The sequence below is a fragment of the Undibacterium sp. Rencai35W genome (assembly GCF_049340185.1).
In the GTDB taxonomy this organism is placed as follows: domain Bacteria; phylum Pseudomonadota; class Gammaproteobacteria; order Burkholderiales; family Burkholderiaceae_D; genus Undibacterium.
In genome coordinates, this window is the sequence record NZ_JBMPPC010000006.1 from 143,376 (window position 1) to 161,268 (window position 17,893).

A 17,893-nucleotide genomic window follows, 5' to 3' on the forward strand; every position below is an offset into this window, starting at 1 on the left:
CAATATGCTGTGACAGGATTCATGATGCAAAAGCATCAGCTTGCTTTACGGCGTAAATGAGCTTGCAAATAAGGTCGCAGGTAATGCCGTAAATGACATAGCAAGCGACACTACAGACGATATTACAGGTGATCCAGCAAACGCTAAAGCAAACGACTCAACAACTAAACCGGTCAATGGATACCGCAGGAGATATGATGAATTTTAGTTTACCCAGTTTATCCGAGATAACGACCGCCGCTGACATCGTTTATGCCGCGTTGCCGCCGACACCGCAATACGTCTGGCCTTTGCTGTGCGAGGCGATTGGTACGGAGGTCTGGCTCAAACACGAAAACCATACACCGACCGGCGCTTTTAAAGTCCGTGGCGGGCTGGTGTATATGCAGGAGTTGTTACAGCGTACACCCGATGTCCGGGGTGTGATTGCGGCGACGCGCGGCAATCACGGGCAGTCGATTGCATATGCGGCGCGGCGGGTCGGGCTGGCGGCAACCATTGTGGTACCGCGCGGAAACAGCAAAGAGAAAAACGCTGCCATGCGTGCGCTCGGTGCCCAGTTGATTGAGTACGGCGATGAATTTCAGGAGAGCCGTGAATACGCCTTGGTGTTAGCCGAGGAGCGCGGTTTGCACATGGTGCCATCCCTGCATCGCGATCTGGTCCGCGGTGTAGCGACGTCATGGCTGGAATTGTTCAAGGCTCAGCCTGCGCTGGACGTGGTGTATGTGCCGGTGGGGCAGGGCTCTGGTATCTGTGCGGCTATTGCAGCACGTAATGCGCTGGGTTTGGCGACGCGTATTATCGGTGTGGTGTCCAGTCATGCACGGGCTTACCAGCTCTCATTTGAGCAAAGGCGCTTAGTTACCTCTCCCGTGACAACCGTACTTGCGGATGGTTTGGCGTGCCGTGTGCCGGACCCGGCATCGCTGGCAGTTATTTTTGATGATGTCGAGACGATTGTGGCGGTGTCCGATGCCGACGTTGCGGAGGCGATGAAGTTATTGTTCGTCACCACGCATAACGTCGCCGAGGGCGCGGGTGCTGCGGCGCTGGCTGCCGTGATGCGGGATAAGCACCGTTTGCGTGGCTTAAAAGTCGGCGTACCGCTATGCGGCGGCAATGTAGATCATGAGGTGTTCGCTGAAGTATTAAGCGACGCTATTTAGATAATAAGGGGAGTATGTAGATAAATAGTGCTTATTCCGCATACTTTCATTAGTGATTGAAAAAATACACCTCCCTAGTATATTTTTTCTTCGTCAGTTTGACAGACGGTGTGATAAATCGATCCATTCGTTTTTCATTTGTTTGTTGTTTATTAATTTATTAGTTCATTAGCTCCCTATATCAATCTGAAGAAAGCTCTTATGCAGTTCGCTGAAATTCTCGCCTTTACTACCTTTGCCTGGATCGCGTCTTTTACGCCGGGACCGAATGTGGCGATTGCGGCCACAACCGGGGTCAATCATGGTCTGCGCGCGGCATTGCCGCAGGTTGCGGGTGTGCCGATTGGTTTTGTGGCGCTGATGTGGCTTGTGGGTTTGGGTGGCATGGCGATTTTGCAGGCGAGTCCGTTACTGGTCTGGGGGATGAAGCTGGCGGGCAATGCGTATCTGTTGTATCTCGCCTGGAAGCTCTGTTTCTCACGCCAGCTATCATCCTCGGAGGCGATCAAGCCGCTGAGCCTGATGCAGGCCGCCTTATTTCAGATCGTGAATCCTAAAGCCTGGATGATGCTGGTTGCTGCAACCTCGACCTATGCGATTGGTCATGCCGATTTTATGGCGCGCATGTCGTGGATGAGTCTGGGGTTTATTGTCCCTAGCGCATTGAGCGTCATGGCGTGGGCGTGGATGGGACAGAGTTTGCGTAGCTGGCTGTTGGTTGGCAATCGCTTGCGCAATTTCAATCTGTGCATGGGTCTGGCGTTAGCGCTGACGGCTGTATGGATGCTCACTCGCTAACTATTTTTTTAAAATAGTGAAAAAAATAGTCAAAAAATAGTCAAAAACAGAACAGAAGCTCATGACAACACAAAAAATAGCAGAGACACGCGGCATGTGGCTGGGGGCGGTTGGCGTCGCCATTTTTAGCCTGACCTTGCCATTCACGCGGATGGCGGTGGCAGAGCTCAATCCGGTATTTGTAGCGCTGGGACGTGCGGTGGTGGCAGCGACCTTGTCCGCAGTCTTGCTGTGGCAGATGCGGGCGCAATGGCCGGATCGTCAGCAGTTACGTGGATTACTAATTACGGCGCTGGGCGTAGTGGTCGGCTTTCCGGTGTTCTCGTCGATTGCGATGCATTATGTACCAGCTTCACACGGAGCGGTCGTGTTGGGTATTTTGCCTCTGGCAACCGCCTTATTCGCGGCGCTTCGTTTTGATGAGCGTCCGTCGGTGGGGTTCTGGATTATGGCTCTGATTGGCAGTGGTCTGGTCGTTGCGTTTGCGTTGCAACAAGGTGGCGGAAGTTTTCATCTGGCAGATTTCGCGTTGTTTGCCGCCGTGATTGCGGCTGCCATGGGATATGCCGAGGGTGGACGTTTGTCGCAGGCAATGGGTGGTCAGCAGGTGATTTGCTGGGCACTGGTCTTGTCGATGCCGGTCTTGCTGCCGGTAACGGTCTGGCTGGGCTGGCGCTATGGCTTGCAGGCGTCGGCGCATGCCTGGCTTGGTTTTGCGTATGTCTCACTGTTTTCTATGTTCATCGGGTTCTTCTTTTGGTACAAGGGGCTGGCAATCGGTGGTATTGCCCGGGTCGGGCAGGTGCAATTAATTCAGCCATTTTTGACGCTGCTTGGCGCTGCCTTGCTGGTAGGTGAAAATTTAACCCTGAGCAACGTCGCATTTGCCCTTGCCGTGATCCTTGTGGTGGGGATAGGCCGCCGTATGAAGATTCAACGGTGAACTTGTTTAAAATCCATCACTCTCCAAATTAAATCAAGCGGTTTCATGCTTATTGGGGGTGTTAATCGGGTGGTGAGGAGCTTACAATATACGACTGACCTTAGTTTATCTTCGCTATTCACATAGCTTTAGTTAGCATTACTCAGTCGCCTGTGTTTGCCGGGTGCACCACCTTACTTTTTGGAACAAACCATGTCTTTTTACGAAAAACTTCAAGCCTTGAATATTGAGTTGCCAACCGTTGCTGTGCCTGCTGCTGCGTATGTTATGTACGCTCAAACTGGCAATACCGTGTTTTTGTCCGGTCATATCGCCAAAAAAGATGGCAAAGTGTGGGTAGGTCAATTAGGTAAAAATATTAGCACTGAAGAAGGCAAAGCTGCGGCCCGTGCGGTTGCGATTGACCTCATCGCCACGCTGCAGGCGGCTTGCGGCGGCGATCTGAATCGCGTTAAACGCATCGTCAAAGTCATGAGTCTTGTGAACTCCACTGGTGATTTTACCGAGCAACATTTGGTCACGAATGGCGCATCCGAATTGTTCGGTGAGATTTTTGGTGAGCAAGGCAAGCATGCGCGCTCCGCTTTTGGCGTGGCACAAATCCCTATGGGTGCTTGTGTTGAGATTGAATTGATTGCTGAGATTGCTTAAGTCAACTGAGTCTGCCGATTCAGCTAAGTTAGCCAGTTATTCCGTCATAAAATTATAAAATTGTTTGAAAAACTTCAGTGAGACCAGCATGAAACTTGAAAACCCGACCCCGATAGAGTGGAAATTTTCTGAACGAGCAGAGCAGTTGCAAAGCTCTGTGATTAGGGAAATTCTAAAAGTGACCATGCGTCCTGAAGTGATTTCATTTGCCGGTGGCTTGCCGTCGCCAGAGACTTTTCCGGTAGATCGTATGCGTGCGGCGTTCGACAAGGTATTGTCGCAACAAGGTAAGTCGGCATTGCAGTATGGCCCAACTGACGGTTATGCCCCTTTGCGTGAATTTATTGCGGACTCCTTGTCGACAGCAGATTCCAAGATTTTGCCCGAGCAGATTCTGATGGTATCTGGCTCACAGCAGGGACTGGATCTGCTGGGTAAAGTACTGATTGACGAGGGTAGCAAGATTCTGGTGGAGACACCAAGCTATCTTGGCGCCTTGCAGGCGTTCTCGGTGTATCAGCCGCATTTTGAATCAGTTGATACCGATGATCATGGCCTGATCCCGGCTTCGGTTGCGACAAAAGGTCATGGCGCACGATTGATGTATGCACTGCCGAATTTCCAAAACCCGACTGGCCGTACTTTATCGCTCGATCGTCGTATGGAGTTGGTTGAGACCTGCGCCCGCATGGGAATCCCATTGATTGAGGATAATCCTTACGGCGATTTGTGTTACAGCGGCGAACCATTGCCAAAGATGCTGAACATGAATCCGAATGGCGTGATCTACATGGGCTCATTTTCCAAGGTATTGACGCCGGGCATTCGCCTTGGTTATGTCGTTGGACCAGCGCCACTGATCCGTAAATTAGAGCAAGCCAAGCAGGCTGCCGATCTGCATACAGCAACACTGACGCAGATGGTCGTCTACGAAGTCATTAAGGACGGCTTCCTCGGTGAGCATATTCCGACTATCCGTAGTTTTTACTCTGGTCAGTGCGATGTCATGCTCAATGCGATGACGAAGCATTTCCCTGAGGGCGTCACATGGACGCGGCCTGAAGGCGGTATGTTCATCTGGGTGACTTTGCCTAAGCATATCGATAGCAAACAATTACTCGATGAGGCGATTGCGCAAAATGTTGCCTTCGTACCGGGTGGTCCTTTCTATGCGAATAATCCGGCGACCAATACCTTGCGCCTGAGCTTCGTCACTGTATCTCCAGAGCGCATCAACGAAGGGATTGAAAAACTGGGTAAGCTGATTAAAGCTAAGATGTAAATTTTTTAGCTCTGTTAAATCAATCAGACCAGGATTAACATTTTCAATATCTTCAATATCTTCAATATCTTCAATATCCAACCAAGGATGAGGTGGTAAGACGCAGTATTGGTCTGGTACTGCTGAATAGTAAAAAACGAGTGCACTTCACGGCGCATTCGTTTTTTTTCGTCTGGTAATTCGCTGTTGATGGACTAAACTGTCAATTATTGTCAGATAGGTAATCCATTTTATCTTGCGGCCGTTATAGAACAGGCAATAGCTTTTTAATCTTTTAATGTGGAGTGAACTGATGAAACGATCGATCTTATTTTTGGCGATAACACTGACAATCGCTGGCGGCGCACAGGCTCAAGCGCTGAGCTCAAAACAGCAGTACACAGTAGATACAAAAAATGCCGCGAACCGTTATGCCGAAGATAAAAAACTTTGCGCAGAAGAAGCAAGCTCTGCCGCCAGAATGCAGTGCCTGCGAGATGCTAAGTCAGAATACAACAGCGCTCTTGCCGCTGCCAAAGCCAATTCAAATTCCAATGTAAATTCAAACAAGGCCGTAACCGTTTCGACCAAACAACTCGATTCCTGCATCGGCTGCGGCAAAGTTGTTGCCGTTAACGTGAACGATAAGGACGGTGAGGGCAGCGCGCTAGGCGTCATCGCTGGTGGCGTAGCAGGAGCGATTCTTGGTAATCAGGTAGGTAACGGCACGGGGCGCGATCTGGCGACGATTGCCGGTGCTGCAGGCGGAGCCTATGCGGGTCGTAAAATTGAACAAAAAGCGAAATCGAGCAAAATATGGGAAGTGACGGTGCAGTACGATAACGGTGAAAGAAATACATTTAACTTCGACCACGATCCAGGCTTGAATCATGGTGATCTGGTAAAAAATGCGGGTAGCAGTATCGTTCGACGTTGAGCAGTCAGATAGATCGCATTTTCGACGCAGCAGTACCTGATCGCTGGTAGTGACTTTCTTTCCCACTGGCGCCGGCGTGTCAGCATACGAACCTGATTCGCGGGCCATCCAATCTTGAGAATGACGTAAAACCAAGTGTCTATGTACGTATCTGTGCGCCTGAGCACAGATACGTACTATTACGCATGGCGCTACCTTGTCTCAATTTTGTAACATTGCGCTGCTAGTTTCTCCCTGTCTACATCTTTGTTGTTAAGATCGTGCGTGCCAGTCGGGTGCCTTGACTAAGCTCAGGGCTTTTTTACCACTTATGAGGTAATGCATTATGCATCCCATCAAGAAAAGAGTATTTGCGTCGGCTTTGCAAATATGCGGTACGGTTTCAATGATTTTATGTGTATCGCTAGCTAACTCTGCTTACGCTCAAACTCCGGCTCAGCCCCAATCCCAATCGCCAGTCGCTGCATGTAAAACCCTGATTGCCACTGGCAATCCCGATTACCCGCCTTTTTTATGGCGCGATCCCGATGATGAAACTAAATTGATTGGTGCCAATGCCGATCTAATGCAATTGCTTGCCAAGGAAATTGGTATCAGCATCGAGGTCAAATACGCCGGCCCCTGGGGGCGAGTACAGGAGGAAGCAAAACTCGGGCGGATTGACTTGATTGCAGGTGCATTTTTCACCCAGCCGCGTCTTGATTACATGGACTATTTTTATCCTGCGTTTCGTGAGACGCGTTCGGTAATCTGGACCAGAGATAATGCCGTATTTCCCTATAAAAAATGGAGTGATTTAAAAAGTCGCCTGGGTGTTACTGTCATTAATAATAGTTTCGGTGACGAATTCGATCGTTATGCGAAAGAGTCTTTAAAAATCACCACAGTCCCGGGCTTGGAGCAGGCCTTGAAGATGCTGACATTATCCCGCGCAGACTATCTGATTTATGAAGAAGATCCTGGTCTTGCTTATGCCGCTAAATTAAATATCACCGGCTTGAAAACGGTGAACCCAGCCATCAGCAATGAAAGTTTGTTCCTCACCTTTTCGCATAAATCTGCCTGCAACAATGGTGATATGCGCGGACGAATCGCCAAGGCCATGATCAAGCTTAACAAGCAAAATGTAATGAGCAAGCTCATCGACAATAATATTCAGGCTTGGCGCAAACAAGCAAAATAAAGTGACATAAGACGATATTGGGTAAGCTTACACTTCGACAAATTCTGATCTTAGGTGTTGCGCTGGGAATTTTATTACCCGCCGTGGTCTTGGGTAGATTTCTAGTGCAGGATCGGTATGAGCGCGAACTGAATTTACGCGTACTTACTCCTATGTCCCAATATGCTGACATGCTCGCAAGGGCGATGGCGGTGCCAGTCTGGAATGTCGATAAAGAAGTTGCCAACGAATTTGTGCAGGCAGTCATGCGCAATCCAGAAGTCGTCAGCGTGACCGTTGAAGACGAATCCCAAAATCAATTTGTCCATGCCGAAGTTGCATCACGCCGCATTGGTGAGCTATTCCATGAAGAACGTTCGCTGTATCTGACGGGACTGGAAAATAAGCGTATCGGCAAAGTTATTGTTGAACTCAGTGCCGGTCGTTTAAAGAGTGATCTGATTGCCGATTTGCTGAAAATGAGCGGAGCCTTGCTGGCACAGGTCTTGATTTCTTTCGGGTTTATTTTGCTCCTGTTTGAGCGCCGGATCGTACGACCTATCAAAGAATTACAACTGGCGACGGCGGATCTTGCACGAGGCAAATTACACCAGCCTTTAGTCCGGCGCCGGGACGACGAAATTGGCAATCTGTCAGAAAGTCTCGATAAAATGCGCCTCGATCTCGGCGCCCTCATTACGGAGCGCGATCATAAGAACGAGGTACTCCAGATTGAGTTGAACGAGCGCTTGCGCGCAGAGCAAGCTTTACGTTTTACAGAGGAAAAATTCACGGCAATTTTTCATGCGTCTCCGGTGGCGATGACCGTTTTTCGTAAGACAAATTTTTTTGTCATGGTTGATGTAAATGATGCCTGGGTCCGGCAGTTTGGATGGACGCATGATGAAATTTTGCATAGCCGCGAAAAGCAAATGTCCTTATGGCGTAATCCGGATGATTTTGATAGCGTGATATCGAAGATCGAAAACCATAATGAGGTTCACGATTACGAAGCATGGTTGCATTGCGGTCACCAGGAAAAAATCTTGCTATGTAATATCTCTGGTCGCCTGGTGCGTCTGGGAGATGAGTCGCTGCTGGTTCTGGTACAAGAGGATATTACCGAAAAGCGTCACAATGAATCCGAAATTCTGACTCTCAATACCAGCCTCGAACACCGGGTCTCGGAACGTACTAGTGAGCTGGAAGTCGCTAATACTGAGTTAACGATCGTGCTGGAAAATTTGCAGCGCGCGCAACATGAATTATTACGCACTGAAAAAATGGCAGCCTTAGGTTCCCTGGTCGCCGGGGTCGCGCATGAGTTAAATACGCCTATCGGTATCAGTGTGACGGTTGCTAGTACGATGCAGCAGCAAACGGAAGCGATTTTACAGGGAATGCAAAGCGGTATGCGGCGTTCTACGCTCGATGAATTTCTACAAAACTCACGTGCAGGCACTGATATTCTGATGCGCAACTTAAGCAAGGCATCGGAACTGATTGTAAGTTTTAAACAAGTAGCCGTCGATCAGACCAGTGCTAACCGGCGTTTGTTTATACTCGATGAGACCGTAGCCGAAAACGTACTGACGCTGGGGCCGACGATACGTAAAACCCGCCATGAGGTGGTCTGCGATATACCGCCAAAAATCATGATGGACAGTTATCCCGGCCCTTTAGGACAAGTGCTGACGAATCTAATTAACAATGCGTTTATTCATGCCTTTGATACTGACGCCCGCGGGATCGTCAGTATTTCGGCAACGATGGATGAGTCTGATACGGTCACGATCGTGCTGACTGATAATGGCAAAGGTATACCGGAAGAAAATCTTGGACGGATATTTGATCCGTTTTTTACGACAAAATTGGGGCAGGGCGGCAGTGGCCTGGGTTTAAATATTGTCTACAACCTGGTGACGGGTGTGCTTGATGGCAAAATTACGGTGGAAAGTGTCATTAACCAAGGCACGACATTTACCATGAGTTTGCCTCGTCTCCCGCCTTAGCGTTGTATGTCCATTATGTTTCGCACATCATCGAATTCAATGGCACAGCTTTGAAAATTTTGTAGTTTTTCCTGCATCTGTTACAGTCCCGCCATGAGTAAAATATCTTTAGATCGTCTCCTGCAATCGCAGGGATTTGGCACACGAAAATATTGTCGTGATTTGATTGATGATGGTGAGCTGAGCATCGCCGGTGAGGTGATGTCCAGCTATAAAACAACGGTTGAAACCGAGGGATTACGTTTTCATATCTTTGATGAAGAGTGGGAATACCGTGAGCATCTTTATATCGTTTTAAATAAACCGGCAAATTTTGAATGTTCCCGTAAGCCTAGCCATCATCCGGGAGTCTTGACGATATTGCCCGAACAATTTACCTGGCGCGATGTGCAGCCAGTTGGTCGCCTCGATCATGATACGACAGGCATGTTGCTAATGTCTGATGACGGGCCATTTATCCATGCGCAATCCTCGCCGAAACGGCATATTCCCAAGGTCTATGTCGCTACGACAGCCGAACCAGTGACTGAGGAGCTGGTGCAGAAATTGTTGTCCGGCGTACAGTTACATGATGAGCCTGCTCCACTGGCGGCACAGACCTGCCGGCAAGTATCCGATACGCAAATAGAAATCGTGCTGGAGCAAGGCAAATATCATCAGGTCAAACGTATGCTGGCGGCTGCAGGCAATCATTGTGCTGCACTGCAAAGAACCGCAGTTGGACAATTGACGCTGGATTCGTTAGGCTTGGCAGAAGGTGAGTGGTGTTATCTCTCGCAGCAACAAATGGCATTATTAGTTCCTGCTTAGGTGATGGTTTTCTAAAGGAGTCGGTATGTCGGTTATCGCAGTGGTGAATCCCAAGGGCGGCGTCGGTAAGAGTACGTTTGCGACGAACCTGGCAGGCTATCTTGCGCATCAAGGCCACAAGGTCGTGCTGGGCGATACCGACATTCAGCAATCATCCCGTACCTGGCTTTCTTTGCGTCCTGCCAATTTACCCTCGATCAGCGCATGGGATATTGAAGACGGACATATCGCCAAACCGCCCAAAGGTACTACCCACGTTGTCCTCGATACTCCCGCCGGCCTTAGTGGTAAAAAGCTCGATGCAGTCTTAAAAATCGCGGATAAAGTCGTTATCCCCTTGCAGCCGTCGATTTTCGATATTCTGGCAACAGAAGAATTCATCAAAAAACTGAATAAGCATGACCGGCGTTACCAGCTGGCTGTCTTGGGCATGCGAGTGAACGCACGCAGTCGTGCCGCTGATCAGCTTGCCCATTATGTGGGCCAGCTTGGTCTGCCTGTACTGGCCTATCTTAGGGATACGCAAAACTATATACAACTGGCTGCGCATGGCGCAACTCTATGGGATGTGGCGCCTTCCCGTGTCGAAAAAGATGTCGCTCAGTGGCAAGATATTCTTGCCTGGATAGAGCGCTGACAGCGCGGTTACCATATCACTGGCAATTCAAACAAGCACTAATTCTTTACTCTGCAACAGAGTAGACGGGAAAAATGTTGCGAGAAATATTTCCCTTGGGAAGCACTCATCTCTATAATGCCGTTTGCATCAGTTTCTCTGTTTCCTTTTTAATATCAAAGACTTAGTTCATGCATCACACCATTTTCGATACGCCTGTCATTAATACGTTTATGCGCTGGGTTTCTCTTTTGTGCTTGCGCTTGATGGGTTGGACGGTAGAGGGCAATGCGCCTGCCGCACCTAAATATGTACTCATCGCGGCACCACATACGAGTAACTGGGATTTTCCTGTGACCTTAATGGTTTGTTTTGCCTTGCGCCTGAATGTGTACTGGATGGGTAAAGCAAGTTTATTCCCGCCTGTTGTCGGTGCTGTCATGCGCTGGTTAGGTGGTATTCCTGTGAATCGCGAGCGTTCAGGCAATCTGGTGCAGGGTACTGTTGACGCATTTCAACAGAATCAGCGCTTGACCGTGATCGTTCCACCTGAGGGCACGCGTGGCAAAGTTACGCACTGGAAGACGGGGTTTTACTATATTGCACAAGGTGCAGGTGTGCCGATTGCGCTCGGGTATCTCGACTTTAAAAGGAAGGCTGGCGGTATCGGCAGGATGTTTGAATTGTCCGGCGATATTACGGCGGACATGACGGAGATCCAGGCGTTTTACGAGGGAATTACCGGCAAAAATCCTAAGCAATTTGACGCTAGTACGATTCAGATTAAATAAGAAGCTGGAATCTTTTTTCACGCCTCATTTTGGATGAACAGAAGTTCTTCACGCACCAACAACAGTTGTGACTGTCGCTTATTGACGTAGTAAATAGAAGTTATTAAGTGGAATAACAGATAGGGCTGCCTGTAGTGACGAAGTTTCTTTAAGGCAGCTATCTAATGTCTCAATGATACTGGCTCTTGTGATTCCGATTTTATGGTTCTGCCGGCGCCACTGTCGTTTCTGTTTTTACTTCCTTGGACGGCGTAGGATGGTTGCCATTCAATTGTTTGATCAATAACCAGGACATCGGCTTGAGCAAGAGTTTTTGTGTCAGAGCTTCGCACCAGGGGTGCGCAGCAAGCCAGACAATTAAGGCGCTGACAGCGAGTGCAGTGAGACTGGTTAGTGCCTTGTCCAGCGTAAAAATTGCATTCAAAACGCCGGTTTCTTGTAGTACGATCAAGGCCAGACCATGCCATAAAAATACGTAGATAGAGCGCTGCCCGATTGTTGCCAGTCCCCAGTTCTTGCGTGATAGCAAGTGTAAACATGCCAGGCCGATTACGCCGGATGCCAGATATTGTGCGATTTGATAAAGAGTCCCGGTCATATTCGCCATACCCAGACGATTCAGTGAATAACTTCCGTAAAACCAACGGTAGTCGAAATCACTTTTGAGTAAAAATGACGCAATAATTGCCACTGCAACGACTGGCAGACTGATCAGCAATACGCGCTTTTTAGTACGGTCAAACAACGCTGGGCCAAGTTTCCACCCCAGTAAAAAGAACGGGAAGAAGCTGAGGGTGCGGGCAATGCTTAAAAAATAGCCGGTACTTTCTGAATAACTGGCAAGCAGGGATAGACCAACCGCAATGACCACAGGAAACTGAAGCCGTGCAAAAACCGGCAACATCAGACGCCAGCAAAGCAGGCTCATCAGATACCAGAGCATCCAATACGGCGCAAACAACCCGCTATAAACGCTGAGGCTACCTTTTAGCAACAATTCTATGCCCTCGTATAAAACTTCAAATACGAATAAAGGAATCACAATATTTTTGACTAACTGATTGCTTTGCTTATCATCCAGAGATGCTTTTGAGAGCATGCCAGATACCAGTGCAAACATCGGCATGTGAAAAGAGTAGATAAAAATCCATACTGAGCGCAGGAAATGATCCCCGGTGATATGGAGTTCAATTAAATGTCCGAACACGACCAGAAATATCAAAACAGCTTTGATATTGTCGATGCGGAGGTTTCTGCTTTGGGAAGACATCAGTAATTCTCTAACTCTTTGTAAATAAGCGTTATTTTTGAAAAGACGCCATGATAACGAATCGCAGGCGATTGCGTACATCGAGTTTGTAACGAAGCTTTGCCAGATTCCTCAGGATTAGTAAAATTGAGCGTGCAGCGAGTAATTTTTATTTCTGCATGGAAATAATTTTATGATCTAGTTACAATGTGCCGCTACCTTCGGGTAATCATATTGAGTGTCATCAGATTTCTTTCAGGGGTAGTGAAACTCATGCCAGCGAATGACAGACCAAAGAATTTACTCACCTCGAAGATCGATTTCGAAGGAGTTGAAGAGCTGACTAAGCAAAAAGCGACCATCTCTGACGATAGTCTGGATGAGTGGGGATTTGACCTTGCCGCAGTCACCATCCCGCAAGCAGAGAACCAATTGCCTGATCCTCCTTACATTGCGCCGCCACCGCCCCAGCCCGTCGCTCCCCCCAAGGAGAGGGCGAGTCCGGTTTCTGCCAATAATTATGCACGGTCATCTGTTAAAAAAAGTCCTGTCAAAAAGAAGGACCATTTTTCGCAATATGCTGCAGCAATTATTTTATTACTCTTTATCGTTTCATCTGTACTGGTTTATCTGCACATGCAGCGTCCCCCTGCGAATACGGCAGACCTGAGTTATATGGCTTTGCCGCAAGCTGTGGTCAATATTGATGGACAGGTCACACGGGTGCAGGTAACCATTCAGGTGGATACAGACGATCAGGACTGGCTCATTGAAAACAAAAAAGTCTTGAATGAATTTTTTCAAATTGCCCTGGCTAAAGTGAATGCTGACGATTTGCGTACTCCAGAAGGCTTTGCTACGATGCAACAGGACTTAAAAAAAGAACTCAACCAGGCCATGCATACAGATAAAATTCAGGCAGTTCTATTGACCGAATTATTACTGCAAGATAAATCTTGAAAAAATGAAATCAGCACAAGCGCGACAGAGTTTGCACACACGGCGGCGACCTTGCTGATGGCAAGGCCTCTTTTGTTACGGCTGATATCTGTCGGATTGACGCTTGTTTTTGCCTTTGCTGTAACGACCAGAATTGCCTGTGCAGAGACCATCACCTTGATGGGGGAGGATGACTGGTACCCTTACTCGGCTCAAAAAAATGGTCAGTTGCGCGGTTTTGCCGTCGATGTCATTGAATCCGCTTATGCGTCAGTCGGCTTGCAAGTTAATTTTGTTGCAGCGCCTTATGCACGTTGTCTGATGCTGGTGAAGTCAGGACAGCAGCTAGGCTGTTTTGACAGCCTCAAAGATGTGACGCTGACGCCGGATTTTTTATTTCACAAAGAGCCGATTTTTAAAGCGATGATCGGTATTTACGCCAAAAGTGATCAACCAGAATCCCGCCTGAATGCTGCCAGCCTGTCAGGTCATAAAGTAGGCCTTACCCATGGTTATACCTATGGGGATGAGGTTGAAAAAAATCCACAAATTGTGCGAGAAATCGCTCCCAGCGATCTGTCTAACTTCCGTAAATTATTACGAGGGAGATCGGATTATTCCTTGGTCTACACACGTATTGCCGATTATCTGATCGCCACGTATCCAACCGAATTCAAAGACAAATTCAAACTGCTAGGGATCGCGGTTGAGGACAAGCTTTATGTTAGTTTTTCAAAAAAACAGCCAGATGCTGAACGTTACGCAAACTTGCTTGACAAGGGATTATCAATCATACGCAGCAATGGCACTTATCAAAAAATAGAGCAAAAATGGCGCACTCCTGCACCTTAGAATGGCCAGTCGGTAATTAAATGGATGAAGTAATGAACGAGACAAAATGAACACAGATGGATTGTGAAATATTGTGTATTTACTCATTTATTGAAAAAGAAATATGTTAGTGTAATTGCCACATCCAACATCTCAGATGCCTCTCATGACTACGATAGAAAAAACAAGCGAGTTTGAGTTCATTGAAGGTTTAACTGCAGAATTGTCGTCAAAAGAATTGATTTTCCCCACTTCTTTAAACGCGACGATGAAAATCCGCCGGGCACTCAGCCACCCGGATATGCCTAGCGACACGATTGTTCGCATCATCAGTGCAGAGCCCGTGTTATCAGCGCAAATTCTGCGCATGAGCAATTCTGCGATGTACAACCATACCGGTAAAAAAATAGTCGATTTACGCGCAGCGACCCTGCTACTTGGGTTTGCGGTAATACGGAATATTGCGATCTCTGTCGGGATGAAACAGCTCGCAGAACATAAAGCTAACGAGCAGCTATCGAAGCAGCTTGATGGTTTATGGACCAGAAGCTTACGCGTAGCGGCTTTGTCGTGTGTAATTTCCCGACACCTCCCTAATTCCAGCCCCGACAAAGCGATGCTGGCGGGCTTGTTGCATGATGTGGGGAAGTTTTACATCCTCAACAGGGCACGCCATTATCAGGGGCTATTTGTATCGAATGCCGCCTTATGGGAGGTTATCGATCAATGGCACGCGGAGATTGGTGTGGCGATCCTGGAGAACTGGGATATCGACGAGGATATCCGCGCGGCAGTCATGGATCACCGAGCCAGCCAGTTGCCACATACGACACGACCAGGTTTGATTGACGTGGTCGCAACGGCGGATTTTCTGGACGGACATTTTGTCACAGATTCTCTCGATGACATTAACTGGCAAGCCTTGCCGGTACCACTCAAAAATCTCCAGCTTGATGTAGAAAAATGCCAGATTCTGATCGCCGAAACAAAGGTCGAATTAGGACTGATATTGCGTGCCTTAGCCTGATAGCCGGGTTGTTAATTCAGATTTAATTTTCACAATCTGGTTCTGTAAGAACTTCCCACTCAATTCCTTGTGGATTGGCTTCTCATTTGACGAATCCGAGAGTCGGGCGCGGTATATTTTTCTTTCCACAGAACAAATTATCATAATTCTGGTCTACACCACATCGAACTAAATCAGTGTGCTTATGCCGCTGTTCGCCTTAGCCTCGTCGTGCCTGGGTTTGTGTTTAAGTTTGTATTGAAATTCGTGTAGACGATGATACTGAGCGAGATGCTGATATCGTTTATTATTTCGTTATTCCATTCTATTTCTGCCAACAGCCGCTCTGCCTTAGTGTAGTTTGGGCGGCTGTTGGCATGATTGTTTTTTAATTTAATTTTCACTAAATTTTGATAGAGAATTGCCTTGTTAACTAGAATAAATACAAAAATGCTGCCAATCACCGTATTGGCAATGGGGACACTGACCCTTCTTGCGAGCCTCAGTCCATCCGCTTATGCCGATGAAGGACAGTGGCAACCGCATCAATTACCACAATTAAAAAATGAACTGAAGCGTATCGGTATTACCATCCCAGCAGAAAAACTAGCCGATCTCAGCAAACACCCGATGAGTGCCATGGTCTCGCTGGGAGGTTGCTCCGCTTCTTTCGTGTCGAATGCCGGCCTGGTGGTCACCAATCATCATTGTGCTTACGGTGCAGTCCAGCGTAATTCCAGTGCGACCCGTAATCTGATCGCGAATGGCTTTCTGGCAAAAACACGCGCTGAAGAATTACCTGCCGGATCCAGTGAACGAATTTATGTAACCGATAAAGTTGAGACTGTTACCGAAAAAGTCGTTGGTAGTTTGAGTGCCAGGCTGTCTGGTCGTGAGCGCAATCAGATGATACAAAATCGTATCAAAAGCCTCATCGCAGAATGTGAACAAGACAAAGCTTATCGCTGCTCTGTGCCCAGTTTTCATCGCGGCCTCGAATATTATCGTATCCGTCAATTAATGATCCGTGATGTCCGCTTGGTCTATGCCCCGTCCGATAAAATCGGTAATTTTGGCGGTGACATTGATAACTTCGAATGGCCGCGCCACACTGGCGACTTCTCATTTTTGCGCGCCTATGTCGGTAAAGACGGACGTCCAGCGGATCCATCCCCGGATAATGTTCCTTATCAATCAAAAGATTTTCTTGTGGTGTCTGCCGAGGGCATCAAAAACGGCGATCCTATCCTGCTGGCAGGTTATCCGGGCCGTACCAGTCGCTATAAATTGCCAACAGAAATTCGCTCGGCACGTGACATCAGTTATCCGCGCCGTGTCGCTGAATCACAGGCCGACCTGGCGACCATCGCCAAAGCAACTCAGGATAATCCTGAATCTGTCGTGCGCTATGCGAGTGTCGCAAAAAGCATCAACAACGGCATGAAAAAAACGCAGGGTTTGCTGGATGGATTTAGCCGCAAAGATATCGCTGCTATCAAAGACGTTCAGGATGCAGAGTTCCGTCGCTGGTTTGCTGACCACAGCGAAGCCGCAGATAAAAATTTGCTGGCTGAACTCGATGCCGTAATCGCCTCCGATATCAGCCTGAGTGAGCAGGAATTTGCTATGAATGTCGCCCTGCATAGCGATTTATTCCGCAGTGCCCGCAGCCTGTATCGTCTCGCACTGGAGCGCAAAAAGCCGGATGCTGATCGTGAATCCGGTTATCAGGATCGTGATGTACCGTTTCTCAAAGCACGCTTGTCACGGCTGGAACAATCTTTTGTCAGCAGCGTTGATCAGGCGCGCTGGCAAGCGGCGATGCAGCGTTATCAGCAATTGCCGGCAGAGGTACATCCTGCGGGCTTAGACGCCTTGTTGCCAAGCACAGACGCGATTGCCGGGATTTATGCGCAGACCCGGCTTGCAACCACAACGCAACGCCTGGCATGGTTAGACAAAGATGCCGACAGTATCGTGCAATCCGATGATGCTTTCTTAAAGCTGGCTGTCAATGTGTACCAGATCGGTGACGCAATGGAAAAACGCCGTAAAGACATTGATGGCAATCTGGAGCGCATTATTCCACGCTACATGCAAGCTTTTATTAATTTTAAAAAGACCCAGGGAAAGCCGGTATACCCCGATGCCAATTCAACGCTGCGCGTTACTTTTGGTACCGTAGCACCTTACTCGCCGCGTGACGGCATCAGTAAAGGTCCGTTCACGACAGTTGAAGGTGTGATTGAGAAAAATACCGGTAAAGAACCATTCGCCGTGCCACAAGCGGTGCAAGATGCGGTCAGGGAAAAACGTTATGGTGTATTCCGCGATAAAGTACTTGGTACCGTGCCAGTCAACTTTTTATCCAGTGCTGATACGACGGGTGGTAATTCCGGCTCTGCGGTCATGAATAAACAAGGCGAGCTGATCGGTTTAAATTTCGATTCCACTTACGAATCGATTACCAAAGACTGGTATTTCGACAGTGCGATTACCCGGGCTATTCATGTCGATATCCGCTATATGCTCTGGGTGATGAAAGAAATTGACCATGCCGATAACCTCTTGAAAGAAATGACGATCAAGTACCCGCATTAATTGCCCGCATAAGTACTGACATTAAATATTCACGTACAGAGGAATAAAAAAACCAGAGCCAGTCTCTGGTTTTTTATTTGTCATACTGAATTTCTAAAGAAATCTCTCATCGATATG

General features: G+C 48.0%; 16 protein-coding genes. 15 read left to right on the forward strand and 1 reads right to left on the reverse strand.

What is annotated here, in order from left to right; all coding sequences use genetic code 11:
* The first annotated feature begins 194 nt into the window (after positions 1-194).
* The 11 genes from ACO0K3_RS14520 (at position 195) to ACO0K3_RS14570 (ending at position 11,150) form a co-directional block, all read left to right on the forward strand.
* The gene (locus ACO0K3_RS14520; protein WP_422985765.1) at positions 195-1,169 is read left to right on the forward strand and encodes a threonine dehydratase; all 975 of its coding nucleotides are present in this window, start codon (positions 195-197) and stop codon (positions 1,167-1,169) included.
* Between the two features lie 201 nt (positions 1,170-1,370).
* A complete protein-coding gene (locus ACO0K3_RS14525; protein ID WP_422985767.1) occupies positions 1,371-1,967 on the forward strand; it encodes a LysE family translocator in 597 nt (198 codons plus the stop codon).
* Between the two features lie 61 nt (positions 1,968-2,028).
* On the forward strand, positions 2,029-2,910 hold the full coding sequence (locus ACO0K3_RS14530; protein WP_422985769.1) for a DMT family transporter: 882 nt from the start codon (positions 2,029-2,031) through the stop codon (positions 2,908-2,910).
* Between the two features lie 192 nt (positions 2,911-3,102).
* Positions 3,103-3,561, forward strand: coding sequence for a RidA family protein (locus ACO0K3_RS14535; protein WP_422962006.1), 459 nt, complete (start codon positions 3,103-3,105; stop codon positions 3,559-3,561).
* A gap of 88 nt (positions 3,562-3,649) precedes the next feature.
* Positions 3,650-4,843 carry a PLP-dependent aminotransferase family protein gene (locus ACO0K3_RS14540; RefSeq protein WP_422985771.1) on the forward strand — a complete coding sequence of 398 codons (1,194 nt, stop codon included), beginning with the start codon at positions 3,650-3,652 and terminating at the stop codon, positions 4,841-4,843.
* A 292-nt stretch (positions 4,844-5,135) separates the two neighbouring features.
* Positions 5,136-5,759: a glycine zipper 2TM domain-containing protein gene (locus ACO0K3_RS14545; protein WP_422985773.1), complete on the forward strand. Its 624-nt coding sequence runs from the start codon at positions 5,136-5,138 to the stop codon at positions 5,757-5,759.
* 385 nt (positions 5,760-6,144) lie between these two features.
* Complete coding sequence (locus tag ACO0K3_RS14550) at positions 6,145-6,942, forward strand: substrate-binding periplasmic protein (RefSeq protein ID WP_422985775.1); 798 nt, start codon at positions 6,145-6,147, stop codon at positions 6,940-6,942.
* Between the two features lie 17 nt (positions 6,943-6,959).
* On the forward strand, positions 6,960-8,933 hold the full coding sequence (locus ACO0K3_RS14555; protein WP_422985778.1) for an ATP-binding protein: 1,974 nt from the start codon (positions 6,960-6,962) through the stop codon (positions 8,931-8,933).
* Between the two features lie 93 nt (positions 8,934-9,026).
* Positions 9,027-9,743: a pseudouridine synthase gene (locus ACO0K3_RS14560; RefSeq protein ID WP_422985780.1), complete on the forward strand. Its 717-nt coding sequence runs from the start codon at positions 9,027-9,029 to the stop codon at positions 9,741-9,743.
* Between the two features lie 25 nt (positions 9,744-9,768).
* Complete coding sequence (locus tag ACO0K3_RS14565) at positions 9,769-10,380, forward strand: AAA family ATPase (protein WP_422985782.1); 612 nt, start codon at positions 9,769-9,771, stop codon at positions 10,378-10,380.
* Positions 10,381-10,550: 170 nt separating this feature from the next.
* A complete protein-coding gene (locus ACO0K3_RS14570) occupies positions 10,551-11,150 on the forward strand; it encodes a lysophospholipid acyltransferase family protein (protein ID WP_422985784.1) in 600 nt (199 codons plus the stop codon).
* Positions 11,151-11,349: 199 nt separating this feature from the next.
* Here the strand turns inward: ACO0K3_RS14570 and ACO0K3_RS14575 are convergent, their stop codons facing one another.
* Complete coding sequence (locus ACO0K3_RS14575) at positions 11,350-12,420, reverse strand: acyltransferase family protein (RefSeq protein WP_422985786.1); 1,071 nt, start codon at positions 12,418-12,420, stop codon at positions 11,350-11,352.
* A gap of 252 nt (positions 12,421-12,672) precedes the next feature.
* On the opposite strand from ACO0K3_RS14575, the gene ACO0K3_RS14580 reads away from it, so the two are divergent.
* The 4 genes from ACO0K3_RS14580 to ACO0K3_RS14595 all read left to right on the forward strand — a co-directional run bounded on the left by ACO0K3_RS14580 (position 12,673) and on the right by ACO0K3_RS14595 (position 17,776).
* Positions 12,673-13,359 carry a flagellar basal body-associated FliL family protein gene (locus ACO0K3_RS14580; RefSeq protein WP_422985788.1) on the forward strand — a complete coding sequence of 229 codons (687 nt, stop codon included), beginning with the start codon at positions 12,673-12,675 and terminating at the stop codon, positions 13,357-13,359.
* Positions 13,360-13,416: 57 nt separating this feature from the next.
* Positions 13,417-14,190, forward strand: a complete 774-nt coding sequence (locus ACO0K3_RS14585) for a substrate-binding periplasmic protein (RefSeq protein WP_422985790.1) — start codon at positions 13,417-13,419, stop codon at positions 14,188-14,190.
* Positions 14,191-14,335: 145 nt separating this feature from the next.
* Positions 14,336-15,196 (forward strand): HDOD domain-containing protein, encoded by an 861-nt coding sequence (locus tag ACO0K3_RS14590; RefSeq protein WP_422985792.1) that lies wholly within the window; start codon positions 14,336-14,338, stop codon positions 15,194-15,196.
* A 453-nt stretch (positions 15,197-15,649) separates the two neighbouring features.
* A complete protein-coding gene (locus tag ACO0K3_RS14595; protein WP_422985969.1) occupies positions 15,650-17,776 on the forward strand; it encodes a S46 family peptidase in 2,127 nt (708 codons plus the stop codon).
* The last annotated feature ends 117 nt before the right edge of the window (positions 17,777-17,893 follow it).

Bases quoted from the DNA above. Each gene is read 5' to 3' on its own strand.
- ACO0K3_RS14520 (WP_422985765.1), top strand. From the start codon at position 195: ATGATGAATTTTAGTTTACCCAGTTTATCCGAGATAACGACCGCCGCT.
- ACO0K3_RS14525 (WP_422985767.1), top strand. From the start codon at position 1,371: ATGCAGTTCGCTGAAATTCTCGCCTTTACTACCTTTGCCTGGATCGCG.
- ACO0K3_RS14530 (WP_422985769.1), top strand. From the start codon at position 2,029: ATGACAACACAAAAAATAGCAGAGACACGCGGCATGTGGCTGGGGGCG.
- ACO0K3_RS14535 (WP_422962006.1), top strand. From the start codon at position 3,103: ATGTCTTTTTACGAAAAACTTCAAGCCTTGAATATTGAGTTGCCAACC.
- ACO0K3_RS14540 (WP_422985771.1), top strand. From the start codon at position 3,650: ATGAAACTTGAAAACCCGACCCCGATAGAGTGGAAATTTTCTGAACGA.
- ACO0K3_RS14545 (WP_422985773.1), top strand. From the start codon at position 5,136: ATGAAACGATCGATCTTATTTTTGGCGATAACACTGACAATCGCTGGC.
- ACO0K3_RS14550 (WP_422985775.1), top strand. From the start codon at position 6,145: ATGATTTTATGTGTATCGCTAGCTAACTCTGCTTACGCTCAAACTCCG.
- ACO0K3_RS14560 (WP_422985780.1), top strand. From the start codon at position 9,027: ATGAGTAAAATATCTTTAGATCGTCTCCTGCAATCGCAGGGATTTGGC.
- ACO0K3_RS14565 (WP_422985782.1), top strand. From the start codon at position 9,769: ATGTCGGTTATCGCAGTGGTGAATCCCAAGGGCGGCGTCGGTAAGAGT.
- ACO0K3_RS14570 (WP_422985784.1), top strand. From the start codon at position 10,551: ATGCATCACACCATTTTCGATACGCCTGTCATTAATACGTTTATGCGC.
- ACO0K3_RS14575 (WP_422985786.1), bottom strand. From the start codon at position 12,420: ATGTCTTCCCAAAGCAGAAACCTCCGCATCGACAATATCAAAGCTGTT.
- ACO0K3_RS14580 (WP_422985788.1), top strand. From the start codon at position 12,673: ATGCCAGCGAATGACAGACCAAAGAATTTACTCACCTCGAAGATCGAT.
- ACO0K3_RS14585 (WP_422985790.1), top strand. From the start codon at position 13,417: ATGGCAAGGCCTCTTTTGTTACGGCTGATATCTGTCGGATTGACGCTT.
- ACO0K3_RS14590 (WP_422985792.1), top strand. From the start codon at position 14,336: ATGACTACGATAGAAAAAACAAGCGAGTTTGAGTTCATTGAAGGTTTA.
- ACO0K3_RS14595 (WP_422985969.1), top strand. From the start codon at position 15,650: ATGGGGACACTGACCCTTCTTGCGAGCCTCAGTCCATCCGCTTATGCC.